General features: G+C 59.1%; 16 protein-coding genes, 1 tRNA gene and 1 pseudogene. 9 read left to right on the plus strand and 9 right to left on the minus strand.

Annotated elements, in window-relative coordinates:
* Positions 1 to 17: 17 nt before the first annotated feature.
* Positions 18 to 173 (minus strand): Nif11-like leader peptide family RiPP precursor, encoded by a 156-nt coding sequence (locus tag SynA1560_RS01800; protein WP_186501050.1) that lies wholly within the window; start codon positions 171 to 173, stop codon positions 18 to 20.
* Positions 174 to 272: 99 nt separating this feature from the next.
* Positions 273 to 524: pseudogene (locus tag SynA1560_RS01805) on the minus strand (Nif11-like leader peptide family natural product precursor).
* 61 nt (positions 525 to 585) lie between these two features.
* Here SynA1560_RS01805 and SynA1560_RS01810 point away from each other — a divergent pair.
* On the plus strand, positions 586 to 1,239 hold the full coding sequence (locus SynA1560_RS01810) for a DNA-3-methyladenine glycosylase (protein ID WP_186501051.1): 654 nt from the start codon (positions 586 to 588) through the stop codon (positions 1,237 to 1,239).
* Between the two features lie 57 nt (positions 1,240 to 1,296).
* Entirely contained in the window at positions 1,297 to 2,337 is a 1,041-nt protein-coding gene (locus tag SynA1560_RS01815) for an aspartate carbamoyltransferase catalytic subunit (protein ID WP_186470021.1), read from the plus strand.
* Here SynA1560_RS01815 and SynA1560_RS01820 read toward each other — a convergent pair.
* From SynA1560_RS01820 to SynA1560_RS01845, 6 genes are all read right to left on the minus strand, one after another.
* Positions 2,286 to 3,791: an NAD(P)/FAD-dependent oxidoreductase gene (locus SynA1560_RS01820; protein ID WP_186501052.1), complete on the minus strand. Its 1,506-nt coding sequence runs from the start codon at positions 3,789 to 3,791 to the stop codon at positions 2,286 to 2,288. The two genes, SynA1560_RS01815 and SynA1560_RS01820, sit on opposite strands and share 52 nt — an antisense overlap.
* An 80-nt stretch (positions 3,792 to 3,871) precedes the next feature.
* On the minus strand, positions 3,872 to 4,213 hold the full coding sequence (locus tag SynA1560_RS01825) for a DUF565 domain-containing protein (protein WP_186501053.1): 342 nt from the start codon (positions 4,211 to 4,213) through the stop codon (positions 3,872 to 3,874).
* Positions 4,214 to 4,440: 227 nt separating this feature from the next.
* Complete coding sequence (locus SynA1560_RS01830) at positions 4,441 to 4,641, minus strand: hypothetical protein (RefSeq protein ID WP_006042295.1); 201 nt, start codon at positions 4,639 to 4,641, stop codon at positions 4,441 to 4,443.
* Between the two features lie 66 nt (positions 4,642 to 4,707).
* Positions 4,708 to 4,860 carry a hypothetical protein gene (locus SynA1560_RS01835; protein WP_186501054.1) on the minus strand — a complete coding sequence of 51 codons (153 nt, stop codon included), beginning with the start codon at positions 4,858 to 4,860 and terminating at the stop codon, positions 4,708 to 4,710.
* Positions 4,861 to 4,863: 3 nt separating this feature from the next.
* Complete coding sequence (locus SynA1560_RS01840; RefSeq protein WP_186480544.1) at positions 4,864 to 5,025, minus strand: PCP reductase family protein; 162 nt, start codon at positions 5,023 to 5,025, stop codon at positions 4,864 to 4,866.
* Between the two features lie 20 nt (positions 5,026 to 5,045).
* Positions 5,046 to 5,118, minus strand: a tRNA-Ala gene (locus tag SynA1560_RS01845).
* A gap of 71 nt (positions 5,119 to 5,189) precedes the next feature.
* Between SynA1560_RS01845 and SynA1560_RS01850 the strand changes: the two genes are divergently transcribed.
* Positions 5,190 to 5,393, plus strand: a complete 204-nt coding sequence (locus tag SynA1560_RS01850) for a DUF2555 domain-containing protein (protein ID WP_186470025.1) — start codon at positions 5,190 to 5,192, stop codon at positions 5,391 to 5,393.
* Between the two features lie 2 nt (positions 5,394 to 5,395).
* A complete protein-coding gene (gene coaBC / locus SynA1560_RS01855; RefSeq protein ID WP_186501055.1) occupies positions 5,396 to 6,658 on the plus strand; it encodes a bifunctional phosphopantothenoylcysteine decarboxylase/phosphopantothenate--cysteine ligase CoaBC in 1,263 nt (420 codons plus the stop codon).
* On the opposite strand, the gene SynA1560_RS01860 is transcribed toward coaBC, so the two are convergent.
* Complete coding sequence (locus SynA1560_RS01860) at positions 6,655 to 6,915, minus strand: hypothetical protein (RefSeq protein WP_186501540.1); 261 nt, start codon at positions 6,913 to 6,915, stop codon at positions 6,655 to 6,657. The two genes, coaBC and SynA1560_RS01860, sit on opposite strands and share 4 nt — an antisense overlap.
* Positions 6,916 to 7,079: 164 nt before the next feature.
* Here SynA1560_RS01860 and psbO point away from each other — a divergent pair, with 164 nt between their 5' ends.
* The 5 genes from psbO (at position 7,080) to SynA1560_RS01885 (ending at position 12,465) form a co-directional block, all read left to right on the plus strand.
* Positions 7,080 to 7,901 (plus strand): photosystem II manganese-stabilizing polypeptide, encoded by an 822-nt coding sequence (gene psbO, locus SynA1560_RS01865; RefSeq protein WP_186501541.1) that lies wholly within the window; start codon positions 7,080 to 7,082, stop codon positions 7,899 to 7,901.
* Between the two features lie 146 nt (positions 7,902 to 8,047).
* The gene (gene sat, locus SynA1560_RS01870; RefSeq protein WP_186501542.1) at positions 8,048 to 9,214 is read left to right on the plus strand and encodes a sulfate adenylyltransferase; all 1,167 of its coding nucleotides are present in this window, start codon (positions 8,048 to 8,050) and stop codon (positions 9,212 to 9,214) included.
* A 46-nt stretch (positions 9,215 to 9,260) separates the two neighbouring features.
* A complete protein-coding gene (gene ftsH / locus SynA1560_RS01875; protein WP_186470027.1) occupies positions 9,261 to 11,114 on the plus strand; it encodes an ATP-dependent zinc metalloprotease FtsH in 1,854 nt (617 codons plus the stop codon).
* Positions 11,089 to 11,748, plus strand: coding sequence for a bifunctional 4-hydroxy-2-oxoglutarate aldolase/2-dehydro-3-deoxy-phosphogluconate aldolase (locus tag SynA1560_RS01880; RefSeq protein WP_186470028.1), 660 nt, complete (start codon positions 11,089 to 11,091; stop codon positions 11,746 to 11,748). Before ftsH ends, SynA1560_RS01880 begins: the two co-directional genes overlap by 26 nt.
* A gap of 45 nt (positions 11,749 to 11,793) precedes the next feature.
* On the plus strand, positions 11,794 to 12,465 hold the full coding sequence (locus SynA1560_RS01885) for a hypothetical protein (protein ID WP_186501056.1): 672 nt from the start codon (positions 11,794 to 11,796) through the stop codon (positions 12,463 to 12,465).
* Positions 12,466 to 12,476: the final 11 nt, after the last annotated feature.

Here is a 12,476-nt window from a genome sequence, read left to right on the forward strand (position 1 = left end):
GGCTTTGATGAGTAGGCTCATTGTAGCCAACCTCCTGCTGTTCTCGTCCAACATCCCGCGCCAGCCACGCCTTCCAGCTCCTCTTCACTGAGTTCAGCGACATCATCAGCGGTGAATTCGTGGCCGTGTTCTTTAGCGATCCCTACGACGTCTTCAGGAGTCTTTGCTGCCATCGTGCCAGGTATTGAAGGCTGATTGATGGGGTTAGTCAGACGATTGAAGCAATAAAAACCCCGGTCAATGCAGGGGCTTTGGGAGCGTAGGATGACCCCTCAACATCCCAGTATTGACCCGAACATGCAATGAGAATATGGAGAGCCACCAGATGCGCCTTCCAGCTCCTCGTCTGAAACTTCTTCCGTTGCCGATTGCATTGATTGAATATCTTCTGCGGTAATTGAAAATCCAGCTTCTTTGGCGATTTGAAGAGCAGCTTCATTGGAGCCTGCAGCTTTGAGCTTCTCCTGAAGGCTGGTGTCAGCTTTTACTTTTTAGAGGAAGGCTTTGAGTTGCTCTTCTGACATCTGAAAGAAAGGGCTTCATTCATTTCATTGTCCCTCCTCCAAGCAGCGTTGTCAGACTTGGGTGAAGAAGGTTGTTGCTCCAGCCACGCCCATAGCCACCCAGCGCATCGCCAAGGATTTCCCCGCTCTGCCTCAATCCTTCTTCTGCCGACCAGCAGAGGTTGTTGGACCAGACTTGGTGGGCTGCAGGTTGGTGAAACGCCAAGCGGACGGCAGTTTGCTTTGGGGTGTGATTGTGGAAACGGAGGCGTATTCCCAGGACGACCCCGCTTGTCACGGTTATCGCCGGCGCTCACCGCAAAACGAAACCCTTTTTGGCGAGCCAGGGCGGTTTTATGTGTATGTGAGCTATGGCATCCACCACTGCGTGAATGTGGTGACGGATCGCGCTGAATGGGCGAACGGCGTGTTGCTGCGTGCGGTGGCGCTCCCGGATGAACCCGAACGGGTGGCTGCTGGCCCGGGTCTGCTGGCGCGCCGTTTTGGCATCGATCGCCAGCGTGATGCCTGCTCAGTCTGTGATGAACATGGCCTGTGGCTGGCGCCGCGCTCCGCCGGATTGATCGATCCAGTGTTGATCACCACCACCCGCATTGGCATTTCCCAGGGTCAAGATCTGCTTTGGCGCTGGTATCTGCAGGCCAGCCGCAGTGTGAGCAAGCGCGCGCGCGGCGATCGCTCCCCCAAGCCGGTTGATGCCATTCGACCTGGTTGAGCTGTGGGCGGATGCACGGTGTGCCTCTACGGTGATGGATAGTGATCGGCCGCCCAGTTGAGCGCCTGGACCCACCGTCACATCCTTGATCTTGCGGACTTTTCCCGCGAGGACTTCACCATGGTGCTGGAGCTGGCTCATCGCTTCAGCTCGATGCCAGCGACGGGCGCCCGGAGGCTGCCGGCCCTGCAGGGACGTCTCGTAGCCACATTGTTTTTCGAGCCCAGCACCCGCACGCGTAGCAGCTTTGAATTAGCCGCCAAGAGGCTTTCGGCGGATGTCTCCACGTTTTCGCCGTCCAGCAGTTCACTAAGCAAGGGTGAGTCGCTGCTGGACACTGCTCGCACCTACGTGGCGATGGGTGCGGATGTGCTCGTGGTGCGGCATCGCTGCACGGGTGTTCCCCGTCAGCTGGCTGAAGCGTTAGAGCGCACCGGTGAACGCACGGTGGTGCTCAATGCCGGTGATGGTCTGCACAGCCACCCCAGCCAGGGTCTGCTGGACCTCTACACACTCGCTCATTACTTCGATCCGAACAATCCTTTGCCCGAGGCCCTGCGGGGACGTCGCATCGTGATCGTGGGTGATGTACTCCACTCCCGTGTCGCGCGTTCCAATCTCTGGGCGCTCACCGCTTGTGGCGCGGATGTGGTGCTTTGCGGTCCCCCCAGTCTGGTGCCGGAGGCGTTCGCTCATTTTCTCGATGCTCCACCACCGGGTCAGCGGCAAGACCCGGTGTCGCAACGCGGTTCGCTCACGCTCAGCCGGGATCTCGATGCCGCTTTGGAGGGAGCAGATGCCGTAATGACATTGCGCTTGCAGAAAGAACGCATGCGCCAGAACATGCTCACCGATCTCGATCGTTACCACCGCGATTACGGACTCAGCCATGAACGGCTAAGGCGGAATCGATGCAGCATCCCAGTGCTGCACCCAGGGCCTGTGAATCGGGGCATCGAGATGAGCGGCGCTCTGCTCGACGACCTGAACGCCAATCTTGTGGAACGCCAGGTGACCAACGGCATCCCGATCCGCATGGCCCTCCTCTACTGGATGGCGGCGGCTGAATCCGCATTGGATCCGCCGTCGTTGGTCTGAGTGGGTTGGCCTGACACCTGGTTGGAGTAGTAATCCATCGCTGCGCGGAGCGCCGCCCCGGGTTCGGCAATTGAAGGACCTGTCTCAGGAGCCATCGGGAATGCAGCATCCGGTGAATCAAGCCCCATGTGCTGGCTGGGCATGCCTGTGAGAAGCATGGAGGCGCGAGCCTGTGACACCACAGCAAACATCCACTTCACCAAGAGTGTGACTCGGTTTTCACGGGTGGGCATGAAGGCCAGGTGGGCTGCGGCCCAAAGCAGCCAGCCGATGCCGCCTTTGAATTTCAAGCCTCGCAGGTCAGCGACGGCATCGATGCGGTCGAGCACTGCCATGCTGCCGAAATCAAACCAACTGAAGCTGGGCCGTGTCGTCCCGGCCACGATGGCGGCGATGTCTTTGCCGACGAATCCACCAGCCTGGGTGGCCGGTCCTGCCATGCCTGGCAGCGGCTTGCCGTTTCGGGTGTGCTTGTAGCTGCAGAGGTCTCCCACCACGCGAATTTCGGGATGGCCAGCCACTGAGAAGTCGGGTTCGACCACGACGCGCCCGGCTCGATCGGTCTCACAGCCGATGGCATCGGCCAGCTTGCGTCCCAGATGAGAGGGGCGCACACCTGCGGTCCAGATCACCGTGGCGGCCTGCAGGCGCTGTTCACCATTGGGTGTCCCCACAATCACCTCGCCGGGTTTCATGGCTTGCACCCGGCCTTTGAAGAGAAATTCAACGCCAAGATCGCTAAGTGAAGACTGTGCCGCTTCGGAGAGTTCTTCCGGCATTGCGCGAAGCACTCTTTCGCCCGGATCCACCACCACGATGCGGGTGTCGGCTAGATCGAGCTGTCGGAATTCCTTGCGCATGGCATTGCGCATCAATTCCGATGTGGCACCAGCCATCTCGCAGCCTGTAGGGCCAGCACCAACAATCACGACGGTTTGCAGGAAGCGCCGGGCCTGCGGATCGGGAGTTTGTTCGGCCTGTTCCATGGCCATCAGCAGACGACGGCGAATCTCTTCGGCGTGCTCAAGGATTTTCATCGGTGGCGCAAAGGTGCGCCAGTCCTCGTGACCGAAATAAGTGCTGCCCGACCCCGTGGCCATCACCAGGTGGTCGTAGCTGTAGGTTTTGCCGTTGAAAACGATCTGTTGGCTGTCGGCTTTGATCTCGGTGACTTCACCAAGCAGGACCTGCACATTGCGCTGACGTCCCACCAGCTGGCGGAGCGGTGTGGCGACATCACCTCGCGACACCAGCCCTGTTGCCACTTGATACAACAGCGGCTGGAAAAGGTTGAAATTGCGCTTGTCGACCAGGGTGACGCGCACGTCAGCTCGCGCTAGTGCTTTGCAAGCCCGGACGCCTGCAAAGCCACCACCAACCACCACCACATGGGGAGCTTTGCGCAGGCGCTCTTCGGGTGGCTCCAGCTCGAGGAAGAAATGCTCTCCAGCCATGGATGCAACGGCGGCAGGTTCGTTTGCAGCGTATGGATGCCAATCCGATTTGTCTGCGCTTTTCGCAGCACTTTCGACTTTCAGAGAAGTTTGAAACCTTCCAGCAGTAGCCCGTAAAGCAGACCCATTCGCGTCATGTCGAGCAGTTGCCGGCCAAGGTGACTGCGCTTGTCACGTGCCCAATGGCGCCGCACTCGCACCATTACTTCCATCAACCCCACGCTGAGCATGGCGGCCACGGGATCCATCAGACCCAGGCTGCCTGAGATTGAGGCAATCCCGTTTCCAACCATGAAACTGCCGGTCAGTGCAATCAGCAGTAAAGACGCGCGTCTCCAGGGATTGGTGGCCCACTGATCCAATCGGGTCAACGCGTCGCCGACGCTGCGCTGCAGACGGGTGGATTGGAGGCGTGCTGTCACTCGAAATCTCCCCCACGAAAGGGGCAGGGAGGACGACCGATGATCCCCATCACCCGGCCCGCGACCCTGCCTCCAAATGTATACACCATTTGTGGCGTGTTTGCCTTTATCAAGCGCTACATATTGGGGCTTTTTATGAAAAAAGCTCGGAGAATGTCCGAGCCGGATGATGGGGACTGGCGAAGGAAAGCCTGAACAGTCCTCTCTTGCAAGGGGTTATTTCCGGATCAGTCAGATTCGGCCTTGGCTTTGCGGGAGCTCTTGCCTTCAAGAAGTTCAAGTAACGCCTCCATCTGCGCCATCACACCACGCACCTCTCCGGCTTCTGGCAGCAGACCGTCTTCCATCACGCCTTGATGCATTTCGCGCAGTTCCTGGCGGATGTAACGCAGGTGGCTGACCACCTGTTCGCGTTTCGACTGAGACATCAATCGTGGCTTTCTCAACCTCTCTTTTACCGCATGGCCTGAACCTGAGGCCTCATCGGCTGAACATCAGCGGCGCGCCAGCCCTCCAGCCAGCAGAATCAGCCCGTAGGTGAGCAGTGCCGACGGGCGCATCAGCACAGACAAAAAGGTGGTGATCGTCAACGCGCTCAGCAGCACCGGTCGGATCGAACGTCGGTAGCCGTTCAGAAAGCGTGCCATCACTCAGCGTTGTGCAAATTGTGCGCGTGCTTCGGCGTAAAAAGCAGCATCGATGCATTCGAGCTGACGTTCTTTTGCCATGGATTCGATTCTCCGCCGTACGGCGGGACGCACGAAGAAAGGAACTTCTTTGAGTGATTTTTCCGCTTCAGCACTCCAGTTCACTCAATTTCAGTCAACCACGATGGAGAATAGGGGATTCGAACCCCTGACCTCTGCGGTGCGATCGCAGCGCTCTACCAACTGAGCTAATTCCCCGCGCTGCGCAACTTAGCGCCTGTGTTCGTGATCTTCTGGAGGCAGGATGGACACAAGTTCCAACGTTTTGGATGCCAATTTCACCGGAGCGACTGGCCGCATTTGATGAAGCCTCGGTGGCCACGTTGGCCCGTCGTCTTGAAGATGACGACTATCCGACGCCGTTTGAGGGTCTCGGTGATTGGCATCTGCTGAGGGCGCTTGCGATTCACCGTCCGGAACTCACGGCTCCTTATGTCCATCTGATTGATCAGGAGCCCTTCGACGAGGACTGAAAATGGAGGGTCTGCTCAAGGGGCGAAGGGTTCTGGTAGCGGCCAGTGGGAGCATTGCCGCCGTGAAGACGCCGCTGCTGGTCAGCGCGCTGGTGAAGGCCGGTGCTGAGGTGCGTTGTGTCGTCACTAAAAGCGCTGCCGAGCTGGTTAGCCCACTGGCCTTGGCCACCCTCAGCCGTCAGCCCTGCTTGCAGGATTCCGACCAGTGGGATGCCGCCAGACCCCGGCCTCTGCACATCGAATTGGCGGAATGGTCCGAGCTGGTGATCGTTGCTCCTCTGAGTGCGTCATCGCTGGCCCGTTGGGTTCATGGGGATGGCGAGGGCTTGCTGGCCAGTCTTTTGTTGGCCTGTGAATGCCCCGTGCTGGCTGCAGCCGCCATGAACACCGCGATGTGGCAGCACCCTGCCGTGCAGCGCAACTGGCATCTATTGCAACAGGACCCTCGCGTGTTGCCTCTGCAGCCTGAGGGTGGGTTGCTGGCGTGTGATCGGATTGGCACCGGCCGGATGGCGGATCCAGGTCAGATCGAATTGGCTGCAGCCAGTGTCCTTCTTCAGACGGATGCGGTGGGCAGCATCGCCCGAGATTGGCAAGGACGCCACGTGTTGGTGAGTGCCGGTCCAACGCAAGAAGGCCTGGATGGCGTTCGTGTGTTGTCCAATCGCAGCAGTGGCCGAATGGGGGTTCTGATGGCTCAGGCCGCTCGCCTGCGGGGTGCCAGCGTTGATTTGGTGCACGGCCCGCTGCAAGTGCCTGTCTCCTGGCTGGAGGGGTTGCGATGCCAACCGGTGCAGTCGAGCGCGGCGATGGGTGACTGCCTGGATCAGCTACAGCCCTCCGCAGATGCCGTGTTGATGTGTGCGGCTGTTGCGGATCTTCGACGTGTTGAGCCCGAGGGGAGCGTTGATCCCAAGATGTCCAAAGATCAGCTCCTGCAAGCGATGGAGAGTGGCTGGGAGCTGGTCCCTGATCTGCTCGGGCAGTTGGCGGGCAGGCGCCCCGAAGGTCAGCTCGTGCTGGGTTTCGCTGCTTTGGCTGGTTCCGAAGAGCACTTGCTGTCCCGTGGTCGTGAAAAGTTGCTCTCGAAAGGGTGTGATTTGTTGATGGTCAATCCAATCGATCGTCCCGGCCAGGGCCTTGAGAGTTCTCAAAACGGTGGCTGGCTGCTCGGACCTGCCGAGGAGATCGAGGCGTGCCCGCCACAACACAAGCTCGAGCTTGCACACCATTTGCTGAATTGCCTGCGGAGATTGGCGGCTTAGGCAGCCATATCGGCGGGACCTTGATCAAGAAGATCAATAAACGTTCGCAACTGCAGCCGCGGGATGTAAGGCCACCCTCCGCTGCGTTCCATGGTCTGTAGCAGTCCGAACAGCTTCTGGCGATCTTCTGGAAGGCTGGCCCGGAAAGCACCGTCTTGAATCTCCCGATGCAGTGCTTCGAGATTCCGCAGCAGCATCAGCAATGTTTCTGGATCACCCCGGTGCTCTTCAGACAGATCGCGCAGCTGATCCAGCATTGGCTGCAGCGTGTCGTGAATGGATTGGGCGCCGTTGCTCTCCACTAGAGAACGCTTCACGTTGTTGAGACGTACGAAAGGCTAGCCGGTACGGCCGTTTGCCCCTTGTAGGATCCGCAAAACCGGTGGATACCGACATCGTCTGGCCTTTGGGCTTCTCCTCCATGCGCTTCCGTCCTTTGCTGGCCCTGGTGCTGGCTTTCTGTCTCACCTTCGTGACCGCCTGCAGTGGCGGTGCCAAGGCTGTTGAACGTTCCAACGTCACGTACGACGACATCCGCAACACAGGCAAGGCCAATGATTGCCCCACCCTGTCTGAATCGGCGCGTGGCTCGATCGCTCTGACCCCTGGCAGCGCTTACGAGTTGCGTGGCATTTGCATGCATCCAACCCAAGTGTTCGTGAAGGGTGAGCCTGCCAACAAGCGTCAAGAAGCCCAGTTCGTTGAGGGCAAAATCCTGACGCGCTACACCTCCAGCCTTGATGAGGTCTATGGCTCGCTCGTCGTGGGCGAGAACGGCATCGCCTTCCAGGAAGAGGGTGGCATCGATTTCCAGCCCATCACGGTTCTGGTTCCCGGCGGTGAGGAGTATCCCTTCACCTTCTCCAGCAAGAATTTGCAGGCTGCAGCTGAAGGTGCTGCGATCACCACCAGCACAGACTTCGAGGGCACTTACCGCACCCCCAGTTATCGCACCAGCAACTTCATCGATCCCAAGGGACGTGCCCTGACCACAGGCGTTGACTACCCCCAGGGTCTGATTGGCCTGGGTGGTGACTACAAGGAGCTTGAGACTGAAAACGTCAAGCGCTACATCGATGGCCAGGGCGTGATGAGTCTGTCCATCACCAAAGTGGATCCAGAAACCGGAGAATTTGCCGGTGTGTTCTCAGCCATTCAGCCTTCCGACTCCGACATGGGTGGTCGTGAAATCGTTGACGTGAAGATCAACGGTGAGCTGTTTGGTCGTCTGGAAGAGGCCTAATCGCACGCCGAGTTGATCCATCCCAAGTGATGGGTTTTCGGCAGAGGGGGGCATGGCCCCCCTTTTTTAATGTCTTGGTGTCGGATGTCAGCCTTCACGCTGCGGTCTGGGAGAATCGCGCCGATATCCATCCGCTCCGGCCTGCCATGACCGCCAGCACCTCTGCTTCAAAGACCGGTGTGATCGCCCCCTACGGCGGCACGCTCGTTGATCTCATGGTGCCGGAGGCTGACCGGACCGTCGTGAAGGCCTCGGCGACCAAAACCATGGAGTGTTCTGATCGCAATGCCTGCGACGTGGAGCTGCTGACGGTCGGTGGTTTCTCGCCCCTGCGTGGGTTCATGCACGAGGAGGACTATGACGCGGTGGTCAGCGGCCATCGTCTGGCCTCAGGTCAGCTGTTTGGTTTGCCGATCGTCATGGACACCGACCGCGAGGACGTGGGCGTGGGCGACAAGCTGCTGCTTACCTACAAGGGTCAGGATCTCGCTGTTCTTTGCGTGGAGGACAAATGGGAGCCCAACAAGGTCGCTGAAGCACAGGGGTGTTACGGCACAACGTCGATCGAACATCCGGCGGTGCGAATGATCACGATGGAGCGCAAGCGTTTCTATCTCGGAGGCAGCGTTCAAGGTCTTGAGCTTCCCCAACGCGTTTTCCCTTGCAAAACCCCTGCTGAAGTGCGTGCCGGTCTTCCTGATGGCGAAGACGTTGTGGCGTTCCAGTGCCGCAACCCCATTCACCGCGCCCACTACGAACTCTTTACGCGTGCGCTGCACGCCCAGAACGTCAGTGAGAACGCCGTTGTGCTGGTGCACCCCACCTGTGGTCCCACCCAGCAGGACGACATCCCTGGCGCTGTTCGCTTCCAGACCTATGAGCGCCTTGCAGCGGAAGTGAATAACGACAGCATCCGCTGGGCCTATCTGCCCTACGCGATGCACATGGCAGGTCCGCGTGAGGCTCTGCAGCACATGATCATCCGCCGCAACTATGGCTGCACGCACTTCATCATCGGCCGAGACATGGCCGGCTGTAAGTCGTCCCTCAGCGGCGACGACTTCTATGGCCCCTACGACGCGCAGAACTTCGCCAAGGAGTGTGCGCCTGAGCTCACCATGGAGACCGTGCCTTCGCTCAACCTCGTGTACACCGAGGAGGAGGGATACGTCACCGCTGAGCACGCTGAAGCCCGTGGGCTGCATGTGAAAAAACTCAGCGGTACCCAGTTCCGCAAGATGCTGCGTGGTGGTGAGGAGATTCCTGAGTGGTTTGCCTTCCGCAGCGTTGTTGAAGTGCTTCGGTCCGCCTGAGCTCTCAGGTTCCTATTAACATTCCTTCACCAGAGGCGGTAGACCCTTGAACAAGCGTTGGCGGAACATTGGCCTCGGGGCCTTGCTGGTGCTGGCGATCGTTGTGATCGCTCCGGCTTTCTTTGGAGGTGGCAGCGGTCCTCAACCTGAGGCTCGCTCGCTGCGCTACAGCGATTTCGTTGAGCGCGTGCAGGAGGATCAGGTCAGCAGAGTGCTGCTCTCCCCTGATCGCGGCACTGCCCAGATCGTGGAGACCGACGGTCGCCGAGCAGAGGTGAATCTTGCTCCCGACAAAGACCTCCTGAAGCTGCTCACCGACCACAACGTCGACATCGCCGTTCAGCCCTCCCGTCAGCCTGGAGCTTGGCAGCAAGCTGCCACCAGCTTGATCTTCCCCTTGCTCCTCCTTGGGGGGCTGTTCTTCCTCTTCCGTCGTGCCCAGGGCGGCGGAGGTGGCGGCAATCCCGCCATGAACTTCGGCAAGAGCAAGGCACGCGTTCAAATGGAGCCCTCAACACAAATCACCTTCGGTGATGTGGCCGGGATCGAGGGTGCCAAACTCGAACTCACGGAAGTCGTTGACTTCCTCAAAAATCCGGATCGCTTCACCGCCGTCGGAGCCAAGATTCCCAAGGGTGTGTTGTTGGTTGGCCCTCCAGGAACCGGTAAAACTCTTCTCGCCAAAGCTGTTGCAGGAGAAGCTGGAGTTCCGTTCTTCTCCATCTCGGGTTCTGAATTCGTCGAGATGTTCGTCGGTGTTGGCGCGAGCCGCGTTCGGGATCTGTTCGAGCAAGCCAAGAAAAATGCGCCCTGCATCGTCTTCATCGACGAAATCGATGCTGTCGGTCGTCAGCGTGGTGCTGGTCTCGGCGGTGGCAACGATGAGCGTGAGCAAACCCTCAACCAGCTCCTAACTGAGATGGATGGTTTCGAGGGCAACACCGGCATCATCATCGTTGCAGCCACGAACCGTCCAGACGTTCTTGATGCAGCACTGATGCGTCCCGGTCGTTTTGACCGTCAAGTGACAGTGGATCGTCCCGACTACGCCGGACGCCTCCAAATTCTCGGCGTTCATGCCCGAGGCAAAACCCTTGCCAAGGACGTGGATCTCGACAAGGTGGCGCGGCGGACGCCTGGCTACACCGGCGCCGATTTGTCCAATCTGCTCAACGAAGCGGCCATCCTGGCGGCGCGCCGGGATCTCAGCGAAGTCAGCAACGACGAGATCAGCGATGCCATTGAGCGTGTGATGGCCGGCCCGGAGAAAAAAGACTCCGTCATGAGTGATCGCCGCAAGCGTTTGGTTGCCTATCACGAGGCCGGCCATGCCCTTGTTGGTGCCTTGATGCCCGACTACGACCCGGTTCAGAAGATCTCCATCATTCCCCGCGGCAATGCGGGAGGCCTCACGTTCTTCACTCCCAGCGAAGAACGGATGGAGTCAGGCTTGTATTCACGAACCTATCTGCAGAATCAGATGGCCGTGGCGCTCGGCGGCCGTGTGGCTGAGGAGATCGTCTATGGCGAAGATGAAGTCACCACCGGTGCTTCCAATGACCTGCAGCAGGTGGCGTCCACGGCACGGCAGATGATCACGCGGTTTGGAATGAGCGACAAACTCGGTCCGGTAGCACTTGGTCGCTCCCAGGGAGGCATGTTCTTGGGCCGCGATATCGCCGCTGAACGTGATTTCTCGGAAGACACCGCCGCCACCATTGATGAGGAAGTCTCTGAGTTGGTCGCCGTTGCCCACAAGCGTGCCACCAAGGTCCTGCTAGACAACCGCTCGGTGCTCGACGAGCTTGCCGAAATGCTCGTGGACCAAGAAACCGTCGATGCTGAGGAGTTCCAAGAGCTTCTGATTCGCAGCGATGTCCGCATTGCCGAATACGTCTGATCGATCAGAGAGGTTGATTCGCAGCCTGCGTGTTCAACCTCTCTTGGTCGTTCTGCGTCCTGACGCCAACGACTTTCAATCTGCTTTGCCTCACACCCGTCTCTGTCGTCAGCTGGATCAGCTGGCCGAGGCGGGTGTTCTTCATGTTGAGTTGGCCTGGACGGCTGATCCTGGCTGGGCCGATCTGGTGATGGATTTGAAGTGTCGTCATCCTCAGTTGCAGCTTGGTGCCGCGTCGATCACAGAGCTGTCTGCTCTCGAGCAGGTAGCCGAGCTCGACATCAGCTACGCCATGTCTCCTTTGCTGGATCCAGCGCTTCAAGACAGAGCCGTTGCGCTGGATTGCTTGCTGGTGCCAGGTGTGATGACGCCATCCGAGATTCGCCAGGCGGCCAAGCTCGGTTGTCGTTTGGTCAAGTTGTTTCCAGCCAGCGTGCTGGGTTGTGCGTTTCGTCAGCAGATTGCTGTTCCGATGGGTGCGCTTCCGTTCTTGATTGCAGCAGGAGGGCTGCGTGCCAAGGATCTATCTCCTTGGCTTTGCGCTGGTTATGACGCCATCGCTCTGGGGCGAACGGTGTTTGAAGACGATCAACTGGATCCTTCGCTGGCCGCGTGGCTCAGCGATCAGTGGTGATTGTGAGACTCATCTGCTACACCTGAGATAGATATTGCGTTGCTGATGTCTCAGCTCTCCATCAAGTTGAGCGATAAGGCTGATGCCTTAATCGCTCAGTTGCAGAAGGAGATCTTCAATCGACGCCGAAAGAAGGTCACCGCTGCTGGTGTTGTCGAGTCTCTCGTTGAGAGTGGTGCTCGCTCCCAATCCGACAAGCGTTTCGCCACCTCTTGGGTCAATCTGATCAAAGACATTGAAAAGGCGGCCAAGCTGGCGAATGCGCATGGCAGCAAGCCGTCTTCACTAACCGATGAAGAGTGGGTGATGGTGCTCAGCCATCGCAACCGCCAGGCTGCTGCGAAGCCAGCGCGCCAATCAGCCGCCAAGCAGCGCACGGCCATCACGAAGTCAGCTGCAAAGGCGGCAGCGTCTCGCAAGACGGCTGCCAAGACAACGGCTGCTAAGACAACGGCTGCCAAAACGACGGCAGCTCGCGCCACCAGGAAGGCTGCGAAAACCAGCACCTCGAAGGTTGCTGCTGCCAAGAGCGCCCCAGCGAAGACCACGTCCGCCAAAACCACTGCGTCGGTGGCATCCGCTGGCAAGTCGCGACCCGCACGGAGAGCGCGCAAAGCCACCAAGTCTGCGTCGGTCGGATCAGCAGCCGGTCGCATGGCCAAGGCTGCCGCTCAGCTTGCGAGCGCCAACGGGTTCAGTTCCCCCGCACGCAGCTGATGAGTTGCATG

It is taken from the genome of Synechococcus sp. A15-60, from assembly GCF_014280095.1.
In the GTDB taxonomy this organism is placed as follows: Bacteria; Cyanobacteriota; Cyanobacteriia; order PCC-6307; family Cyanobiaceae; genus Synechococcus_C.

What these genes read in the sequence shown, in the direction of transcription:
- SynA1560_RS01800 (WP_186501050.1), bottom strand. Translation starts at nt 173, where the DNA reads ATGGCAGCAAAGACTCCTGAAGACGTCGTAGGGATCGCTAAAGAACAC.
- SynA1560_RS01820 (WP_186501052.1), bottom strand. Translation starts at nt 3,791, where the DNA reads ATGGCTGGAGAGCATTTCTTCCTCGAGCTGGAGCCACCCGAAGAGCGC.
- SynA1560_RS01830 (WP_006042295.1), bottom strand. Translation starts at nt 4,641, where the DNA reads ATGTCTCAGTCGAAACGCGAACAGGTGGTCAGCCACCTGCGTTACATC.
- SynA1560_RS01835 (WP_186501054.1), bottom strand. Translation starts at nt 4,860, where the DNA reads ATGGCACGCTTTCTGAACGGCTACCGACGTTCGATCCGACCGGTGCTG.
- SynA1560_RS01850 (WP_186470025.1), top strand. Translation starts at nt 5,190, where the DNA reads ATGCCAATTTCACCGGAGCGACTGGCCGCATTTGATGAAGCCTCGGTG.
- coaBC (WP_186501055.1), top strand. Translation starts at nt 5,396, where the DNA reads ATGGAGGGTCTGCTCAAGGGGCGAAGGGTTCTGGTAGCGGCCAGTGGG.
- SynA1560_RS01860 (WP_186501540.1), bottom strand. Translation starts at nt 6,915, where the DNA reads ATGCTGGATCAGCTGCGCGATCTGTCTGAAGAGCACCGGGGTGATCCA.
- psbO (WP_186501541.1), top strand. Translation starts at nt 7,080, where the DNA reads ATGCGCTTCCGTCCTTTGCTGGCCCTGGTGCTGGCTTTCTGTCTCACC.
- sat (WP_186501542.1), top strand. Translation starts at nt 8,048, where the DNA reads ATGACCGCCAGCACCTCTGCTTCAAAGACCGGTGTGATCGCCCCCTAC.
- SynA1560_RS01880 (WP_186470028.1), top strand. Translation starts at nt 11,089, where the DNA reads ATGTCCGCATTGCCGAATACGTCTGATCGATCAGAGAGGTTGATTCGC.
- SynA1560_RS01885 (WP_186501056.1), top strand. Translation starts at nt 11,794, where the DNA reads ATGTCTCAGCTCTCCATCAAGTTGAGCGATAAGGCTGATGCCTTAATC.